Below are 18,576 nucleotides of genomic sequence, written 5' to 3'. Positions count from 1 at the left end.
CTGTCGCGCGGACGCAGACGCGCCAACGCTGGATCTAACAGGCAAAATCAGGCGGCCTGAGGCGCCAGTTCCGCGCCTTCGCGCTCGACCGCTGTCAGCGCCGGCACGGTGCTGGCGAGCGTCCGCCAGGTGATCATTTCGAAGGTGCCGTCCTCGTGCTCGGCGACCGCCGTGCAGCTTTCCACCCAGTCGCCGGTATTAATGTAGCGAATGCCGTCCATGTCCTGGATGACCGCGTGGTGGATATGACCGCAGATCACCCCGTCGGCACCGCTCTTGCGTGCCTCTTCGGCGACGACGCGCTCAAATTCGCCGATGAAATTAACCGCATGCTTGACCTGCAGCTTGGCCCAGGCCGAGAAAGACCAATAGGGCATGCCGAGGCGGCGGCGCACGGCCGCCAACAGGATGTTGATGCGGATCGCCGTATCGTAGGCCCAGTCGCCGAGATAGGCGAGCAGGCGGGCATTGCGAACGACGACATCGAATTCGTCGCCATGCAGGATCAAGTATTTCTTGCCGTCGGCGCCGTCATGCATCATCCGCTCGACGACCTCGATGCCGCCGAAATGCATGCCCGGAAAATCGCGCAGGAACTCGTCGTGATTGCCGGGGATATAGACGACGCGCGTACCTTTGCGCGCCTTGCGCAGGAGCTTCTGGACGACGTCGTTGCAGACCTGCGGCCAATACCAGCTGCGCTTCAGCCGCCAGCCGTCGACGATGTCGCCGACAAGAACGATCGTATCCGCCTCGTGGTAGCGCAGGAAATCCAGCAGGAAGTCGGCCTTCGCGGCCTTTGAGCCGAGATGGACATCGGAAATGAAGAGCGTGCGGAAATGTCTGGGTTCCATCATGTCTATCACGAGCTACGGCTCATGCCCCATCTTTCATATAACCTTTCCAAAACCAGACTCGTGTTTCAGGAAGATGACAGACTGGGGAAAAGCCCCGCAAAGCCGTTCTGGCGGGACGTCGCAGCGACAATCTTGCCCTGCCTGTTGTGCGCGTCCATGATGACTGCGATTCAAAATCCGACACTGCGGGATGGCTGATGCGTCTCTTTCTCGTTCGCCACGGCGAATCCCTCGGCAACATCGACGAACGGGCCTACCGCCAATTCGGCGATCACAACGTGCCGCTGACGCAATGGGGCTACCGGCAGGCGCTGGAGGCCGGTGGTGTGATCGCCGCCTATCTGCAGGCGGCGCCGAGTCCCGGTCTTGGCAAGCTGCACATCTGGTACTCGCCCTTTCTGAGGACGCGGCAGAGCAAGGACGCCGTGCTCGAAGCCCTGCCGGCAAGCGTCGTCGGCGATGTCAGGGAGGATTATCTGCTGCGCGAGCAGGATTTCGGTCTCTTCATCGAAATCTACGACCACTCCGAACGGAAACAGAAGTTTCCCGAGGAATTCGAAAAATGGGCGAGGTTGCGCAGCAATAGCGGCAAATTCTACGCACGGCCGCCGGATGGCGAGAGCCGTGCGGATGTAGCCCAGCGGGTGCGGCTGTTTCTCCAGACGGTCATGCGAGACGCCGAAAATGACGATCATAACGTAGTCATCGTCAGCCACGGTGTCACCAACCGGGCGGTGGAAATGAACTTCCTGCACCGCCCCGTCGAGTGGTTCGAGCGCTCCGACAATCCCGGGAATGCCGATATCACCCTGATCGAGGGCACGCGCGCCCAAGGCTACGAGTCCATTTTACTGCACCAAGCCGCCGACCGAGAAGCGTGCCAAGAGGGCCAGTTGCGCGATGCCTATGGCGCCGACGTGACGATCACGCCGAAGCCCGGCGAGTAGATCTGCTCAGTTGTGACAGGCGCCGACTCTGTATCGATCAGGCAGCCCGGACAGCCGCCACCGGCTTCACGTTCTGGTTCATGCGGAACAGATTGTTCGGATCATAGCGCAGCTTGATCTCAGCCAGGCGCCCATAATTGGCGCCATAAGCCATCTCAACCCGATCCGTCTCATCCTCCGGCATGAAGTTGATATAGGCGGTGCCGACCGCATGCGGCTTGGTTGCCTCGAAGAGTTCGCGCGCCCAGCCGATGCAGCTTGCATCCATCCCCGCTTCCCGCCAGCGCGCATGCACGTTCATGACAAAATGAGAGCTGCGCTGCGGAAAGGCGGTGGCTTCGGTGGGAATACGCCCGGCGGCACCGCCGACATGGCCGATGAATATTTCGCATTCCGGCCCCGGCAGCTTGCGCACAGCGTTAAGCAGCACGTCGATCGCCGCATCCGAGAGGGAGGCGAAATCCTGGGTCTTCCAGTAATTACGCGCGCCAGGTGTCAGAAGCGGATCGAATGCCTGCTGCCAGCCGGTGAACGGCACCGGACCGACGACATCGACAATCGGTTTTCCGATCGCCCGCAATCTGGCCGTCGCCTTTTCCCCCGCCGCAATATCTCCGCAATAGCACATGGCGAGCACCACGATCTCCTTGCCGTGCCATTCGGCCGGAAGGAACGGCAGCGGCGGCGCCTGGCGCATCACCACCCAGCAGGTCAGTTCATCAGGTGCCTCGTCCAGCGCCTGCCGATATTCCTGCAGCACCTTCTCCGCATCGGCGAAAGGATGCACGACCAGTCCGGCGAGTACTTCGGAATGAAGCGGGTTGAGCTGGAACTCGAATGAGGTGACGACGCCGAAATTGCCGCCGCCGCCACGCAGCGCCCAGAACAGATCCGGTCTTTCCGTCTCGCTCGCCCTCACCAGCTCACCATCGGCGGTCACCACGTCGACCGAAACCAGATTGTCGGTCGTCAGTCCGAATTTACGCGTGAGCCAGCCGAAACCGCCGCCGAGCGTCAGGCCGGCGATGCCGGTCGTCGAATTGATGCCGGTCGGCAGCACCAGGCCGAAGGCCAGCGTTTCCTTATCGATGTCGCCAAGCGTTGCTCCCGGCTCAATCCTGGCGCGGCGCGTCTCGGGATCGACCCGCACCGACTTCATCGGCGACAGATCGATGACGATACCTCCTTCGCACATGGCGTTGCCGGCTATGCCGTGCCCGCCGCCGCGCACCGACAGGAGCAGACTGTTGTCGCGGGCAAACCGCACCGCACGCACGACATCGGCGGCACCGGCGCAACGCACGATGAGGCCTGGCCGGCGGTCAATCATCGCATTCCAGATCGCCCGAGCCTCGTTGTAATCCGTATCCTTGCTGGTCAGAAGATTGCCGCGAAATCCAGCGGCAAAAGCATCCATGGCCACGTCATTGATCATCGTCTGCCCCTTTTGCAGGGTCGTGAGGTTCAAATTGTCCATGATTTCCTCCCTGCGACCGGCGCCCCGCACCGTCGCGGCCGGCATTTTGCGCTTGCTGCAGCCGTCAAACAAGTTTTCCAAAAGGATTAGCTCTAGACTGGCACAAGAAGAAAGAAACGACTCTCATTGAGTTTACAATCGAATAGATCCAAGCGCTAACGAAGGGTCAATCTTTGTGTGGCGGCCACTCACCGTTCGCCCATGTGGGGTTCGCGTGTCCTCACTCGCTGGAAAACACTTTCTTCAAGAAAAACCTGCGAGGCGTTTGCTCGTCACCTTCAAGTTCACCAAACTGCTCGAAACCAAGTTTCAGATAAAAGAGTTTGGCCTGAAAATCGAACGTATCGAGAAAGATGCCGACATAAGAACGCTCACGCGCTATGCGCTCCGCCACATTCATCAGTTTCGTGCCGAAACCTTTGCCTCTGAGCGCCGAGGGAACAATTAAATATTTGATGAAAAGCCAATTGTATTCATCCACCGCATAGAGACCCCCGATGATTTCCGACGTGTTTGGATCTTTGAGGACGATGCCGAGGTGGGGCCGGTCGATCACCTGCGCGGTATGACGAGCATTAAAGGCCAACAGCAATGCGAGGACCTTGTTTTGCTCTTCGTAAGTAGGCTCGGTGGCGAGAATTTCGAAAACGGGCAGCATCTCTGCAGGATGAGGCAAGGGCTGTGCAGTGTCTAGCCTGCAAGCGAGCCCATGCCGCCCCTCGCTCGGTCGACGAAAACTTCTCCCATCCCCCATTTCCATACTGTCGCCCGTATCCGATTGATGTATGGAGGGAACTCCAGAAAAAGACGTGCACGGAGGCGGCAATGGATCACCCGGATAAATCCAAGACGGACAAGAACCTGACGAGTGGCGATCTCGACGAGCAGGCGCTCTTCTTCCACCGCTACCCCCGCCCCGGCAAGCTGGAGATCCAGGCGACCAAGCCGCTCGGCAACCAGCGCGATCTGGCGCTCGCCTATTCGCCGGGCGTTGCCGCCCCTTGCCTTGCCATCCGCGACAATCCTGAGATGGCGGCCGAATATACGTCGCGCGCCAATCTCGTCGCCGTCATCTCCAACGGCACCGCCGTGCTTGGCCTCGGTAATATCGGCCCGCTCGCTTCGAAGCCGGTCATGGAGGGCAAGGCCGTGCTCTTCAAGAAATTCGCTGGCATCGACGTCTTCGACATCGAGATCGACGCGGCAAGCGTCGAGCAGATGGTCTCGACCGTCAGCTCGCTGGAGCCGACCTTCGGCGGCATCAATCTCGAAGACATCAAGGCGCCTGAATGCTTCGAGGTCGAGCGGCGCCTGCGCGAGAAGATGAAGATCCCGGTCTTTCACGACGACCAGCACGGCACGGCAATCATCGTCGCGGCCGCGATCCTGAACGGGCTCGAACTGGCCGGCAAGGCAATCGAGAACGTCAAGATCGTCGCATCCGGCGCGGGTGCCGCCGCTCTTGCCTGCTTGAACCTGCTGGTGACCCTCGGCGCCAAGCGCGAAAACATCTGGGTCCATGACCTCGAAGGCCTCGTCTATGAGGGCCGCACCGAGTTGATGGATGAGTGGAAGGCCGTCTACGCCCAGAAGAGCGACACGCGTACACTGGCTGAAAACATCGGCGGCGCCGATGTGTTTCTCGGGCTGTCGGCCGCCGGCGTGCTGAAGCCGGAACTGCTGGCACAGATGGCCGACAAGCCGCTGATCATGGCGCTCGCCAATCCGACGCCGGAGATCATGCCGGACCTCGCCCGTGCCGCCCGTCCGGATGCAATGATCTGCACCGGCCGCTCGGATTTCGCCAATCAGGTCAACAACGTCCTCTGCTTCCCCTATATCTTCCGCGGCGCGCTCGATTGCGGCGCCGAGACGATCAACGAGGAAATGAAGATGGCGGCCGTGCGCGCCATCGCAGCACTCGCCCGCGAAGAGCCGTCCGACGTCGCCGCCCGCGCCTATTCCGGCGAAACCCCGGTCTTCGGCCCTGATTACCTCATCCCCTCGCCCTTCGATCCGCGCCTCATCCTGCGCATCGCGCCGGCCGTCGCCAAAGCCGCCGAACAGAGCGGCGTGGCACGCCGCCCGATCCAGGATTTCGACGCCTATTTCGATCAGCTGAACCGCTTCGTCTTCCGCTCCGGCTTCGTCATGAAGCCGATCTTCACCGCGGCCAAGGCTGCCGAACGCAAGCGCGTCATCTTCTCCGAAGGTGAAGACGAGCGTGTGCTGCGCGCCGCCCAGGTGCTGCTCGAGGAAGGCCTTGCCAAACCCATCCTGATCGGCCGTCCGCAGGTCATCGAAACGCGGCTCAAGCGCTACGGCCTACGCATCCGGCCGCTGCAGGATTTCGAGGTCATCAATCCGGAAGACGACCCGCGCTTCCGCGAATATGTCGATCTCTACTTCTCGCTCGTCGGCCGCCGCGGCGTCATTCCGGAAGCCGCCCGCACCATCGTGCGCACGAACACGACAGTCATCGGCGCGCTGGCGCTGAGGCGCGGCGAAGCCGATGCGCTGATCTGCGGCCTCGAGGGCCGCTATGAAAAGCATCTGCGCGATGTGCGCCAGATCATCGGCAAGCGCAAGGACGTGCGTGATTTCTCCGCGCTCAGCCTGATGATCTCGCAGCGCGGCGCCACCTTCTTCACCGACACCTACGTCACCTTCAATCCGAGCGCCGAAGAGATCGCCGAGGCGACGGTGCTGGCGGCCGAGGAAATTCGCCGTTTCGGCATCACGCCGCGCGCTGCCCTCGTCTCGCATTCCAACTTCGGCTCGCGCGAATCCGAAAGCGCCACCAAGATGCGCAACGCCCTGCAGCTCGTCCGCGACGCCGCCCCCGATCTCGAGGTCGACGGCGAAATGCACGGTGAAAGCGCCATCACCGAAGCCCTGCGCAAGCGCGTCATGCCGCACACGACGCTGCACGACGAAGCGAACCTGCTGGTCTTCCCTAACCTCGATGCCGCCAACATCACCCTCGGCGTGGTCAAATCGATGACGGATGGACTGCATGTCGGCCCGATCCTGCTCGGCGCCGCCATGCCCGCCCATATCCTCGCGCCCTCGGTCACCTCGCGTGGCGTCGTCAACATGGCGGCATTGGCCGTCGTCGAGGCATCGCAGCCGGCATAAGCCGGCTGCTCGTGAGCCGGCGAGCAATATCAGACAGCCCGGATCGACAGGCGCCCTTGATCCGCGAGCGCATCGGCACGTTCGTTGCCGGCAATGCCAGAATGGCCTTTGCACCAGGTAACGGTCACCAGGGCGTTCTGCGATAGTTGAAGATCGACTGCCTTCCACAGGTCCGCATTGTCGATCGTTCGCTTTCGAGCATTTCCATTCGGGCTGCTCTTCTTCCAGCCATTGTTCTTCCAGATATGTCGCCGGCTGTTGCAGCCTTTGACGGCATAGACGGAATCGGACCAGATGGTCGCAGCTTCGCCGGCTGCTGCGCTATTGATCCAAATTGCAGCCTTCAGGACGGCGGTCAATTCCATCGAATTATTGGCCGACTGCTGGACGCCACCGAATCCGGAGGCGATTTCCACCGCATCGCGATAGGCCACAAATGCCCAGCCGCCGCGCTGGGAACCGGGTTCGTAACAACCGTCCACGAAGATGTGCAGGCCGTGTTGAGCTTCACGCATCCCGCCGGCTATTGTTGCAGGCGAGTGGAGTTCGCTGAAGATGCCTATCATTCTCGCCCCGCCCTCGCCTTTGCTGCGCCCGCCGCCCAGACCAGCGCGAATTGCGACGGTCTGCGCGCCGCCTGATGCGGAATGCACCCCGTCGATTGTGTCGACCATTGACGATAGTAGCGGCGGTGGTGCCTATTGCCGAGGGGGAACTATGGGGCAGCGTCGATCATGGACAATCCGTTGAGCAATGCCGGTCAACGCGATCGAAGCGTAACCGTTCGTCGTATTCTCAAGGTCAATCATGCTGGCGAATTCGGCGCAATTCGCATCTATGGCGCACAGATCTGGATGGCCCGTAGGCTGTTTCCCGACATCGTTCCCGCACTCCGCGAAATGCGAGACGACGAGATCAAGCATTGCCGCCTGTTTCGCGACGCAATGCCGTCCAGGAAGGCCAGGCCATGCCGCGTCATGGCATTCTGGAGCCTCGGCGGCTACCTGCTCGGTTTCCTGACAGCCCTCGGCGGTCGTAACATGGTCTGGATCTGTACCGAAGCGGTTGAAAGCACCGTTCACCGTCACCTTGAGGATCAATTGGCTTTTCTGGAGGCCGGTGACCCCGAGCTTCATGGCCTTATCGCCTCCATTCAAGAGGAAGAATTGGCACATCTCAGGGAGGCCGAGAAAAACCAGACAGCACGCGGAGTGAGTCACACACTGCTTCTGCCCGTCGTCGCCGCACTCACCGATCTGATGATCTGGCTCTCGACTTGGGGAGACTCAAGCTGGATGCGTGCCGAAATGGCCCGCTCGAAGCAGAGCTGACACTACGCGACCGAATCTGTCCGCGAGCGACTTCTAGCGCGACGCGGTCCATCCAGCGAATCGCCGGCCTCTGCTGGATAAGATCGCGAAAATACGCTAAGAATTTCTCTGAGCTTATTAAGAGAAACACGCTAAGAGGAAACGGGCGGCGAAGTGACGTCGCATTCGACCCATCGACCGTGTGCTCATTCCGGGACGACGCCGTGAAACGCCGAAACCTGTCTCTTGCGCTTCTCCTTGCCTTCGCGACGCCCGTCGCCGCGCAGACGAGCGCCATCTGCGACGACCTGCGCGGCCGCCTCGCCGACCTGCCGCGATCGATCGGCAACGGCAATGGTCCGGAAGCGCGCCAGTTTGCCGGTGCTATAGCCGAGCAGAACCTCGAATTGCGCAAGGTCCGCAACGACCTGCGCAGCTACGGCTGCACCTCGGGCAGCATGGTAGTGATCGGCGGCGAGAATGCCGATTATTGTGATGAGCTCTCGCAGGCTGAAGCCCGGATGATCGACAATATCCGGTATCTCCAGGATCGCCGCGCCGAATTGCGCGGTCAGGGCGGCGGTGATGACGGCAGGCGCCGCGAACTGATGGCTGCTCTTGAGCGCAATGGCTGCAACAGCGAGAATTTTTACGCCCCGTCCGAGCGCAGCGCCAACGACCCTGCCCCGAGCATCGAGGAACAGGCGATGCGCGCCGACACCTTCATTCCGCTCGGTGGCGGTGAAGAGGTCGACCCGCGTTACGGCCCGCCGAGGACCGAGATGCTTTCGCCGGTCAGCACCATCTGCGTGCGCAGCTGCGACGGCGGCTTCTTCCCGATCAGTTCGAACACCACCTCGGTCGATTTCGGCCGCGATGCTGAGACCTGCGCCAAGATGTGTCCCGGCATCGAGACCGAGCTTTTCTATCAAGACGTGAGGAGCACCGAAGCCTCGAACATGATTTCGGTGGCAACCGGCACGCCCTACAGCGACATGCAGAACGCCTTCGCCTACAAAAACCGCGCGCCCGGCGAGAAAAATGCCTGCGCCTGCAATCTCGCGGCCTATTACGAAGAGATGCGCGGCAAGCAGGCTCTGAGCGAACCGCCGCAGCAGGGATCGATAACCACGATCCGCACCAATCCGCCGGCGAAAGATACCGCGGCTGCGCCAACGGCACCCCAGCCGTCAGTCCCGGAGCGTCCCTATGACCCTGCGCAAAACAAGGTCCGGCAGGTCGGACCGCAGTTTCTGGCCGGGGACCAGGGTTCGATCGATCTTGCCAACCCGGCAACACCCGGCCCGCAACCGCAACAGCAGTGACCACTACGGCTCGCGCCGTCCCCAGCCATCGTGGAAGACGAGTTCCTCGAGCGGCAACCGCTGCCGCCAACCTTTCACGGAGAGTTCCGGCTCGTCGTAAAGCCGATCGACGAAACCGGCGCAGAGCCAGGCGACCACCTCGATATGATCGGGTATGCCGAGAATGGTTTTCAGCTCGCCTTCGCGAAAGATGCTGACCCAGCCAATGCCGATTCCTTCGGCGCGCGCCGCGAGCCAGAGATTTTGGATGGCACAGACGGTGGAATAGCTATCCATCCGCGGATTGTGCGTGCGGCCCAGAACGACGCCGCCGCTGCGCGTGGGATCGCAGGTCACGCATATGCCGAGCGGCGCCTCGACGATGCCTTCGAGCTTGAGCGAGCGGTATGCCTGCCGCCGCTCGCCCTCAAACATCAATGCCGCCTCCTCGTTGGCCTTGGCGAAGGCATCCCTCACCCGCCCCCGCACGGCCTCGCTTTTCACCAGGATGAAGTTCCACGGCTGCATGAAGCCGACGGAGGGAGCGTGATGGGCGGCCGTCAAGAGCCGCGCCACGATATCGTCCGGTACAGGATCTGGCAGGAACTGGCTGCGAACATCGCGTCGCGTCATGATCGCGTGATATACGGCCTCGCGTTCGGCGAGAGAAAAACCGGATGCCGCCGAGATGGCATCCTCAAAGGGTCGCATCGTCAAATCCCCAACAACGCAACCGCCCGCCGTCCGCGCGGGTTGGGTCTATCTTGCCAGGCCGGTCTTCTGACTTGGCGTCATTCAGCTGCCGCAGCCTTCCCGGCAAAAGCCAGTGGCATGATGAAGCGGCAGGCGTCGGCCTTACAGCGTTGGGCACGTTCCGGTCTTGCACCGGATTCCCGATTCTCCCGCGTGAAAGCGGGCACCTGACGAAGCATCTATTTCAGGAAACGGCTTCGCGGGCAAGCGGCGGCAGCCGGCCGTGAGGCAATTTGGCTGGCTGACGTGCCGGTGCACAGGCGGCGCACGCCCGAGCCCTCTTTCAGGCTGCAGATTCTGCGTGACAACAGGAGGCCGCCACGCTAAACACGCCCCATGTCGATCACTTCTGTCTACGCCTCGCGATTTTATTCGTACCGCTGCTCCCAGCGGATGCGGGTCCATGCGTAACTGAATTCGACGCGACGACAACCCGAACAGCCGCTAGTCTACCTGGCGGCTTTTTTGTTTCCGCACGGTATGACCAAACAGGAGCCACACCGTGTCCGATACCATTGACGATCTGCGTATCCTCGAGATCACCCCGCTGACCAAACCCGCAGATATCATCGCGGAAATCCCCCGAACCGCTGCCGTTAGCGAGACGGTGACCAGCAACCGTCATGCGATCCATAAGATTCTTGAGGGAGACGACGACCGCCTGATCGTCGTCATCGGTCCCTGCTCCATCCACGATCCTGCTGCGGCGCGAGAATATGCCGAGCGGTTGGTGCAACAGCGGCAGCGCTTCTCCGGTGATCTCGAAATCGTCATGCGCGTCTATTTCGAAAAGCCCCGCACCACGGTCGGCTGGAAGGGTCTGATGAACGACCCGCATCTCGACGGCAGCTACTGCATCGAGGAAGGGCTGCGGATCGCCCGGCGCCTGCTGCTCGACGTCAATGCGATGGGCCTGCCCGCCGGCGTCGAATTCCTCGAGACGATCACGCCGCAATACATTGCAGACCTCGTCAGCTGGGGCGCGATCGGCGCGCGCACGACCGAAAGCCAAATCCATCGCCAGCTCGCCTCCGGCCTTTCCTGCCCGATCGGCTTCAAGAACGGCACCGACGGCGGCGCTCGTGTGGCGCTCGACGCGATCCTCGCCGCTTCACAGCCGCATCATTTCCCGGCCGTCACCAAGGACGGACAGGCGGCAATCGCCTCGACCAAGGGCAATGACGACTGCCACATCATTCTGCGCGGCGGCAAACAGCCGAACTATGAAGCGGCTGACGTCCAAGCTGTGGTCAACGAGGCCGTCAAGCTCGGCGTGATCCCGCGCATCCTCGTCGACGCCAGCCATGCCAACAGCAACAAGGACCCGATGAACCAGCCGCGGGTGGTCAGGGACGTCGCCGGACAGATCGCGGCCGGCAACAGCCACATCAAGGGCATGATGGTCGAAAGCAACCTCGTGGCCGGCCGCCAGGATCTCATTCCCGGCAAACCGCTTGTCTACGGCCAGTCCATCACCGATGGCTGCATCGACTGGGATACGTCGGTCGCCGTACTTGAAGACTTGGCGAAATCCGCCCGCGAGCGGCGCAAGGCAGCCGTCGCAGCTTAACCGGCCGGGAAATACCTGACATAGGCAAATTCGTCGCCGTCTGGTGACCAGCAGGGCACGTTGATCGTGCCCTGCCCGCCGAAAAGCTCGAACAATGTCTTCAGATTGCCGCCGTCCATGTCCATCAGCCGCAGCCGCACGTCCAGATCGCGCGGATGGTCGAAAACGCTGGGGTCGTAGGACAGGATCAGCACTTTGTCGTTCGTCGGCGACGGATGGGCGAACCAGTTTCCCTGATTGTCCGACGTCACTTGCTCCAGCCCGCTGCCATCGGGATGGATACGCCAGATCTGCATCAGCCCGGTGCGGCTGGAATTGAAATAGATCCATTGCCCCTCGGCGGAATAATCCGGTCCGTCGTTGCGTCCCTCGCCATGCGTCAGCCGCGTCTCGGTGCCGCCATCGACACTAATCGTATAGATGTCGAAGAGGTCTTCACGAATGCCGCAATAGGCGAGCTGACGCCCATCCGGCGACCAGCCGTGCCAATAGGAGGGCTGGTTTTCGGTAACAAGCCGCGGCGTGCCGCCTTCGATCGGCAGGATATAGATCGCCGACTTGCCGAACTCGCTCTTGTCGGAAATGACGATCTCGGTCCCGTCGGGCGAAATGCCATGGTCGTTGTTGCAGTTGACGGCAAAGCCGGTATCGACCTGAACAACCTCGCCGCCATCGAGCGGCAGCCGGAAGAGCAGCCCGTCGCCATTCAGCAGGAGATAGGAGCCGTCAGTAGCAAAATTCGGCGCTTCCACCAGCCGATCCGTCTGCCACACCTCACGTGCCCTGCCCGTCCTGACATTGTAGATCTCGACCGAGCTGCGCATCGATGCTCTCCTGACATCTCGATCGCTTCAACGATCCCGGAACCGGTTGGTGATGGGATAACGCCGGTCACGACCGAAATTCTTCTTGGTGATCTTCACGCCGGGCGCCGACTGCCGGCGCTTGTATTCGGCGAGATAAAGCAGGTGTTCGACCCGGTGAACGGTCGCAACGTCATGGCCGCGCGCGACAATCTCCTCGACCGCCATCTCCTTCTCCACCAGGCATTCGAGAATATCGTCGAGAACCGGATAAGGCGGCAGCGAATCCTGGTCTTTCTGGTCGGGACGCAGTTCTGCGGAGGGCGCCTTGTCGATGATATTCTGCGGGATCACCTCGCCCGACGGCCCCAGCGCACTCGGCGGCACATTGTCGTTGCGCCAGCGGGCCAGTGCATAGACCTGCATCTTGTAAAGGTCCTTGATCGGATTGAAGCCGCCGTTCATGTCGCCATAGAGCGTGGCGTAGCCGACCGACATTTCCGACTTGTTGCCCGTCGTCACCACCATCGCGCCGAACTTGTTGGAGATCGCCATCAGGATGACGCCCCGCGCGCGGCTCTGCAGGTTCTCCTCGGTGATGCCGCTCTCCGTACCCTCGAAGAGATCCGAAAGCGCACTGCTGAAGCCCGTCACCGGCTGCTCGATCGGCACGATGTCGTAGCGGCAACCGAGCGCCTTGGCGCAATCGGCCGCGTCCTTCAGCGAATCCTCCGAAGTATAGCGGTAGGGCAGCATGACGGTGCGCACCCGCTCCTCGCCGAGCGCATCGACGGCAATGGCCGCGCAGATCGCCGAGTCGATGCCGCCGGAAAGGCCGAGCACGACCGTCTTGAAGCCGTTCTTGTTGACGTAATCGCGAAAGCCGAGCAGGCAGGCGCGGTAATCAGCCTCCTCGCCCTCGGGAATCCGCGCCATCGGCCCTTCGGCGCAGTGCCAGCCGCTTTCGCCGCGCTTCCACGTCGTCACCGCAAGCGCCGTCTCGAACTCGCTCATCTGGAAGGCAAGCGACCTGTCGGCATTGAATGCGAAACTCGCGCCGTCGAAGACGAGCTCGTCCTGGCCGCCGAGCTGGGCGGCGTAGATCAGCGGCAGACCGGTCTCGATCACCTGCTTCAGCACCACCTGATGACGGATATCGACCTTGCCGCGGTAGTAGGGAGACCCATTCGGCGACAGCAGGATTTCGGCGCCGCTTTCGGCCAACGTCTCGCAGACGCCGAGGTCGCCCCAGATATCCTCGCAGATCGGAATACCGAGCCTCACTCCGCGGAAATTGACCGGCCCGGGCATGGCGCCCTGATGGAAGACCCGCTTTTCATCGAACTCACCATAATTCGGCAGATCGACCTTGTCGCGCACCGCGATGACTTTGCCGCCGTCGAGCACGGCGACGGAATTATAACGCCGGTTCTCGTCCTGCCGGGGAAAGCCGATAATGACGCCCGGACCGCCGTCGGCGGTATCGGTCGCAAGGCTTTCGACCGCCTTCCAGCAGGCGCGGATGAAGGCCGGCTTCAGCACCAGGTCCTCCGGCGGATAGCCGGAGATGAAGAGTTCGGTCAGGATAAGCAGATGGGCGCCTTCCCGAGCCGCATCGGCGCGCGCCTCACGGGCTTTGACGAGATTGCCGGCAACATCGCCAACCGTGGGGTTGAGCTGACCGACGGCAATGCGGAAGATATCGGAGAGAGCGTTTTCCTGTGTCATGTCATTTATTTAGCTTGCAGCTTCCGCGACGGCAACATGTTCGCTCCGAAAGGTCCGCCTTGCAGTGACGAAATTTTTATGAAGGGTGCGCCAGAGCGCCTCGCCGCTCGATACACATTGCAATTTCCCGGAGGAGCGGAATACTGCGCCGAAACCGACAGCATCGGAAACACGGCCATGAATACTCTTTCGAATATCCTCCATCATCACTTCGACAAGCCGGCCGATGAGCTCGGCATCATCGAAAAACGCGTGCTAAAGAAAGCACACGAACGCAAGATCATCTCGACCGACGTCAATGCCGCCTTCTCTGCCGAAGCTTCCTTCGGCGAGCGTGTCGCCGATGGCATCGCCCGCGTCGGCGGCTCCTGGTCGTTCATCATCGCCTTCCTGGCTTTCCTCGTCGTCTGGACGGTGATCAATACCATCATCCTGGCGACCGGCGCCTTCGACCCCTACCCCTTCGTCTTCCTGAACCTGATCCTGTCGATGCTTGCCGCCATCCAGGCGCCGATCATTATGATGTCGCAGAACCGCCAGGCCGAACGCGATCGCTTCGAGGCCGCCAAGGATTACGAAGTCAATCTCAAGGCCGAACTCGAAGTGCTCTCGCTGCACCAGAAGATCGACATGAGCGTGCTGACCGAACTGACGGCACTGCGCGAGGATGTAGCCCGCCTGACCGCCGCTCTTTCTGCCAAAAGCTAGACGGGATATCTGTCATATTGCGGCAGGCCATCCGATATCTCGTAGAAATCGCCCTTGTCAGTGCAGTAAATGTGGTGACTGAAGGAAAGGCCGGTCGGCTCGTCGAAGCTTCCGGCCAGGACCGAAACCTCAGGCGATTCATCGCCCTGCCAGAACAGCGCCGAGCCGCAATTCCCGCAGAAGCCGCGCTGCGCCTCGCCGCTCGACCGATACCAGCGGACCGCCTCGGTGCCTTCCACCGAAAGAGCCGCACGCGGCACGTTGACCGCGGCATAATAGAACCCCGTCTGCCGGCGGCACTGCGAGCAATGGCAGCCGACGACGGGTCCGGGCTTGCCCGCAATCGAATATCGCACGGCGCCGCAAAGACAGCCGCCTGTATGCCGTTCGGTCATGACCACCCCTCCATTTTGCAGGAGGTTGCCGCCGATCGCCGCGGGCGTCAAATCCATTCCGTTCAACGAGAGATCAGAAAACTTGAAGCACGCTCGCTTCGCATGAGCATGGCCGGCACGACCTCCCGCTGTTGCTTGTCGACAACACCGACCGATCTCCTCCTGTCACCAAGTTGAATTGATCCGGTTTCTCGGCGATACTAATGGTTCAATTCTTTCAACCTTTGGGAGACTGTCATGAGAGCGATCCTGTCCAAACAGAAAGGAAACATCGCCCACAAGGACATTCTGCCTCATGAATATTCGCTTCTCCCGCGCGAGGAAAAACGCGCGACGCCATAACACCTTCCTGAAATTCTTCCGGGACGACCCCGCCGCCGACCGCGGCCGACGCTGGTCGCGTATGCGAAAATTTCTCTCCTACTACCGCCCGCATCTACCTCTCCTGCTGGCGGATCTGCTTTGCGCTATCCTCGTTGCCGGCACGGCGGTCGCCCTGCCGCTCTGCGCCAATATCGTCACCAGCCGGCTTCTGGCCCTGCCCGATGCGCCGCAGGCTTTCACCCAGATCCTGATGATGGGCGGCCTCATGCTGGCCGTTCTGGCAATCCAGATCGCCGCGATCTTCTTCGTCGATTATCGCGGCCACGTCATGGGCGCCCGTATCGAAGCGACGGTGCGGCAAGAACTCTTCGAGCATTGCCAGAAACTTTCCTTCAGCTTCTACGACCGCCAGCGCACCGGCCAGCTGATGAGCCGCATCACCAACGACTCCCTCTGGCTCGGCGAACTCTTCCACCACGGCCCCGAGGATCTTGCTATCGCCGTGCTGAAATATGCCGGCGCCATGCTGGTGCTGTTCTTCATCGACCCACCCTTGGCGACCCTCATCCTGCTGCTCACGCCGGCCGCGGTCGCCTATGCGCTTTATTTCAACCGGCGCATGAACCGCGCGCTCGAAGCCAGCAAGCAGCAGATCGCCGCCGTCAACGAGCGCGTCGAGGACGCGCTGGCAGGTATCCGTGTCGTCCAGTCCTTCGCCAACGAAGCACTGGAAAGGCAGCGCTTCGACGCACAGAACCAGCGCTTCCTGCAAAGCCGCGCCGAGGGCTATCGCAGCGAAGCCTGGTTTTCGGTCGGCACCGAAACCTTCGCCCAGCTCGTGACGATATTGGTGATCATCGTCGGCGGCCTGCGCATCCTGTCAGCGGATCTCACCGTCCCCGATATGCTGACCTTCCTGCTCTGCGTCGCGGTGCTGGTCGATCCAGTGCAGCGGCTCGCCAATTTCGTGCGGCTCTGGCAGGAGGGCTATACGGGCTTCATCAGGGCTATGGAAATCCTGGAGATCGCCCCTGATATCACCGATCGACCGAAAGCCCGTCCGATGCCGGCGCCTAAGGGCGAGATCAGCTTTTGCGACGTCGCTTTCGGCTATGAGGCCGATGGCCCCCGCGTTCTGGAGCGGCTGTCGCTGACCATCGCCCCCGGAGAGTTCGTCGCTCTGGTCGGCCCATCCGGCGTCGGCAAGAGCACGCTCTGCGCCCTCATCCCGCGCTTCTACGATGTCGCGGCCGGGGCGATCCGGATCGACGGCACCGATATTCGCGACGTGACACTAGCTTCGCTCCGGCGCCATGTCGGCGTGGTTCAGCAGGACGTCTATCTGTTCGCCGGCACAATTGCGGAGAACCTGCGCTACGGCCGGCCGGACGCGACTGATGCCGAGCTCGAAGCGGCTGCCCGTGCCGCCAACGCGCACGATTTCATCACGGCCTTGCCCTATGGCTATGACACCGATATCGGCCAGCGCGGCGTCAAACTATCGGGCGGCCAGCGCCAGCGCATCACCATCGCCCGCGCCTTCCTCAAGAATCCTGAGATTCTGATCTTCGACGAGGCGACCAGCGCGCTCGACAATGAGAGCGAACGGGCGGTGCAGCAGGCGCTGCTGAGCCTGGCGAACGGCCGAACCACCCTGGTCATCGCCCATCGCCTGTCGACCGTCCGCCATGCCGACCGCATCCTGGTGCTGACGGGCGACGGCATCGTCGAACAGGGCACGCATGACGATCTGATGGCGCAAGGCGGCGTTTACGCCAACCTGCACAGCGTTCAGGCCAGCATCTGAAGACAACAAAAAACCCGGCATCACGCCGGGTTGTTCGTCACTCTATTTCGGCTGTCTCAGCCGTTGGCGACCATGCGCTTCTCGTCGCGGCCGCCCTTCATGCGCTCGGCAAGCAGGAAGGCGAGTTCGAGCGCCTGGTCGGAGTTAAGGCGCGGATCGCAATGGGTGTGGTAGCGGTCCTGCAGATCGTCGGCGGTGACGGCGCGGGCACCGCCGGTGCATTCCGTCACGTCCTTGCCGGTCATTTCGACATGGATGCCGCCGGGATGCGTGCCTTCAGCGCGGTGGATCTGGAAGAAGCTTTCGACTTCCGACAGGATCCGCTCGAAGGGACGGGTCTTGTAGTTGTTGAGCGTGATCGTGTTGCCGTGCATCGGGTCGCAGGACCAGACGACCTTGCGCCCCTCGCGCTCGACGGCGCGGATGAGGCGCGGCAGGTTTTCGGCGACCTTTTCATGGCCGAAACGGCAGATCAGCGTCAGCCGCCCGGCTTCGTTAGCCGGATTCAGGATATCGATCAGCTGCAGCAGATCGTCGGCCTGCAGCGATGGGCCGCATTTAAGCCCGATCGGGTTCTTGATGCCGCGGCAGTATTCGATATGCGCATGGTCGGCCTGGCGCGTGCGGTCGCCGATCCAGATCATGTGGCCTGATGTGGCGTACCAGTCGCCCGAGGTGGAATCGACGCGAGTCAGCGCCTCCTCGTAACCGAGCAGCAGCGCCTCATGGCTGGTGAAGAAATCGGTCTCGCGCAGGCTCGGGTGGTTTTCCGAGGTGATGCCGATCGCCTTCATGAAATCCATGGTTTCGCTGATGCGGTCGGCAAGCTTGCGGTACCGCTCACCCTGCGGGCTGTCCTTGACGAAACCGAGCATCCACTGATGCACGTTTTCGAGGTTGGCATAACCGCCCATCGCGAAAGCGCGCAGAAGGTTGAGCGTCGCGGCCGACTGGCGATAGGCCATGGCCTGGCGTTCCGGGTTCGGAATGCGCGACTCCTCGGTGAATTCGATGCCGTTGATGATGTCGCCGCGATAGGCCGGCAGCGTCACCTCGCCCTGCTTCTCGACATTCGACGAACGCGGTTTGGCGAACTGGCCAGCAATGCGGCCGACCTTGACCACCGGCAGCTGCGCGCCGAAGGTCAGCACGACAGCCATCTGCAGGAAAGCGCGGAAGAAGTCGCGGATATTGTCGGCGCCGTGTTCGGCGAAGCTCTCGGCGCAGTCGCCGCCCTGCAGCAGGAAACCGTTGCCTTCTGCAACATTGGCGAGATGCTTCTTCAGCCGGCGCGCCTCGCCGGCGAAGACGAGCGGCGGATAACTGGCGAGCGTTGCTTCCGTTGCCGCCAAAGCGGCTGCATCCGGATATTCGGGAACCTGCAGGATCGGTTTGTGCCGCCAGCTGCTCGGGGTCCAATTGTCTGCCATGTCACTCACCTGTTCTCGCCCCAGT

The 18,576-nt window shown here is 61.7% G+C and carries 16 protein-coding genes and 1 riboswitch; of the genes, 7 read left to right on the top strand and 9 right to left on the bottom strand.

Annotated features, from left to right (window positions below):
• Positions 1–47 precede the first annotated feature (47 nt).
• The gene (locus tag A7X77_RS24260) at positions 48–857 is read right to left on the bottom strand and encodes a UDP-2,3-diacylglucosamine diphosphatase (RefSeq protein ID WP_064685392.1); all 810 of its coding nucleotides are present in this window, start codon (positions 855–857) and stop codon (positions 48–50) included.
• A 197-nt stretch (positions 858–1,054) separates the two neighbouring features.
• Here A7X77_RS24260 and A7X77_RS24255 point away from each other — a divergent pair, with 197 nt between their 5' ends.
• A complete protein-coding gene (locus A7X77_RS24255) occupies positions 1,055–1,804 on the top strand; it encodes a histidine phosphatase family protein (RefSeq protein ID WP_064685391.1) in 750 nt (249 codons plus the stop codon).
• 37 nt (positions 1,805–1,841) lie between these two features.
• Here the strand turns inward: A7X77_RS24255 and A7X77_RS24250 are convergent, their stop codons facing one another.
• Together A7X77_RS24250 and A7X77_RS24245 are read right to left on the bottom strand one after the other, a co-directional pair.
• Positions 1,842–3,281, bottom strand: coding sequence for an FAD-binding oxidoreductase (locus tag A7X77_RS24250; protein ID WP_064685488.1), 1,440 nt, complete (start codon positions 3,279–3,281; stop codon positions 1,842–1,844).
• Positions 3,282–3,501: 220 nt separating this feature from the next.
• The gene (locus A7X77_RS24245; protein WP_245293788.1) at positions 3,502–4,041 is read right to left on the bottom strand and encodes a GNAT family N-acetyltransferase; all 540 of its coding nucleotides are present in this window, start codon (positions 4,039–4,041) and stop codon (positions 3,502–3,504) included.
• A gap of 65 nt (positions 4,042–4,106) precedes the next feature.
• Between A7X77_RS24245 and A7X77_RS24240 the strand changes: the two genes are divergently transcribed.
• The gene (locus tag A7X77_RS24240; protein ID WP_064685389.1) at positions 4,107–6,419 is read left to right on the top strand and encodes an NADP-dependent malic enzyme; all 2,313 of its coding nucleotides are present in this window, start codon (positions 4,107–4,109) and stop codon (positions 6,417–6,419) included.
• A 29-nt stretch (positions 6,420–6,448) separates the two neighbouring features.
• Here the strand turns inward: A7X77_RS24240 and A7X77_RS24235 are convergent, their stop codons facing one another.
• Positions 6,449–6,985: a ribonuclease H family protein gene (locus A7X77_RS24235; protein WP_064685487.1), complete on the bottom strand. Its 537-nt coding sequence runs from the start codon at positions 6,983–6,985 to the stop codon at positions 6,449–6,451.
• Between the two features lie 168 nt (positions 6,986–7,153).
• Here A7X77_RS24235 and A7X77_RS24230 point away from each other — a divergent pair, with 168 nt between their 5' ends.
• Both A7X77_RS24230 and A7X77_RS24225 read left to right on the top strand, forming a co-directional pair.
• Positions 7,154–7,750, top strand: coding sequence for a demethoxyubiquinone hydroxylase family protein (locus A7X77_RS24230; protein ID WP_064685388.1), 597 nt, complete (start codon positions 7,154–7,156; stop codon positions 7,748–7,750).
• A gap of 203 nt (positions 7,751–7,953) precedes the next feature.
• Positions 7,954–9,054, top strand: a complete 1,101-nt coding sequence (locus tag A7X77_RS24225) for a DUF2865 domain-containing protein (protein WP_064685486.1) — start codon at positions 7,954–7,956, stop codon at positions 9,052–9,054.
• A gap of 3 nt (positions 9,055–9,057) precedes the next feature.
• Here A7X77_RS24225 and bluB read toward each other — a convergent pair whose 3' ends face one another.
• Positions 9,058–9,744, bottom strand: coding sequence for a 5,6-dimethylbenzimidazole synthase (gene bluB / locus A7X77_RS24220; RefSeq protein WP_064685387.1), 687 nt, complete (start codon positions 9,742–9,744; stop codon positions 9,058–9,060).
• A 42-nt stretch (positions 9,745–9,786) separates the two neighbouring features.
• Positions 9,787–9,972: riboswitch (cobalamin riboswitch) on the bottom strand.
• Positions 9,973–10,288: 316 nt separating this feature from the next.
• Between bluB and A7X77_RS24215 the strand changes: the two genes are divergently transcribed.
• Positions 10,289–11,356: a 3-deoxy-7-phosphoheptulonate synthase gene (locus A7X77_RS24215; RefSeq protein ID WP_064685386.1), complete on the top strand. Its 1,068-nt coding sequence runs from the start codon at positions 10,289–10,291 to the stop codon at positions 11,354–11,356.
• On the opposite strand, the gene A7X77_RS24210 is transcribed toward A7X77_RS24215, so the two are convergent.
• Positions 11,353–12,180 (bottom strand): TolB family protein, encoded by an 828-nt coding sequence (locus tag A7X77_RS24210; RefSeq protein WP_064685385.1) that lies wholly within the window; start codon positions 12,178–12,180, stop codon positions 11,353–11,355. The two genes, A7X77_RS24215 and A7X77_RS24210, sit on opposite strands and share 4 nt — an antisense overlap.
• A 27-nt stretch (positions 12,181–12,207) precedes the next feature.
• Positions 12,208–13,887: an NAD+ synthase gene (locus A7X77_RS24205; protein ID WP_064685384.1), complete on the bottom strand. Its 1,680-nt coding sequence runs from the start codon at positions 13,885–13,887 to the stop codon at positions 12,208–12,210.
• A gap of 177 nt (positions 13,888–14,064) precedes the next feature.
• Between A7X77_RS24205 and A7X77_RS24200 the strand changes: the two genes are divergently transcribed.
• Positions 14,065–14,595, top strand: a complete 531-nt coding sequence (locus A7X77_RS24200) for a DUF1003 domain-containing protein (protein ID WP_064685383.1) — start codon at positions 14,065–14,067, stop codon at positions 14,593–14,595.
• Here A7X77_RS24200 and A7X77_RS24195 read toward each other — a convergent pair.
• Positions 14,592–14,990: a GFA family protein gene (locus A7X77_RS24195; protein ID WP_064685485.1), complete on the bottom strand. Its 399-nt coding sequence runs from the start codon at positions 14,988–14,990 to the stop codon at positions 14,592–14,594. The genes A7X77_RS24200 and A7X77_RS24195 overlap by 4 nt on opposite strands.
• A 295-nt stretch (positions 14,991–15,285) precedes the next feature.
• On the opposite strand from A7X77_RS24195, the gene A7X77_RS24190 reads away from it, so the two are divergent.
• The gene (locus A7X77_RS24190; protein ID WP_064685382.1) at positions 15,286–17,121 is read left to right on the top strand and encodes an ABC transporter ATP-binding protein; all 1,836 of its coding nucleotides are present in this window, start codon (positions 15,286–15,288) and stop codon (positions 17,119–17,121) included.
• Between the two features lie 56 nt (positions 17,122–17,177).
• Here the strand turns inward: A7X77_RS24190 and A7X77_RS24185 are convergent, their stop codons facing one another.
• Positions 17,178–18,551: a class II 3-deoxy-7-phosphoheptulonate synthase gene (locus A7X77_RS24185; RefSeq protein WP_064685381.1), complete on the bottom strand. Its 1,374-nt coding sequence runs from the start codon at positions 18,549–18,551 to the stop codon at positions 17,178–17,180.
• Positions 18,552–18,576: the final 25 nt, after the last annotated feature.

Source organism: Rhizobium bangladeshense (assembly GCF_001662075.1).
GTDB classification, from domain to species: Bacteria; Pseudomonadota; Alphaproteobacteria; order Rhizobiales; family Rhizobiaceae; genus Rhizobium; species Rhizobium bangladeshense_B.
This window is presented reverse-complemented; position numbering and strand designations above follow the sequence as displayed.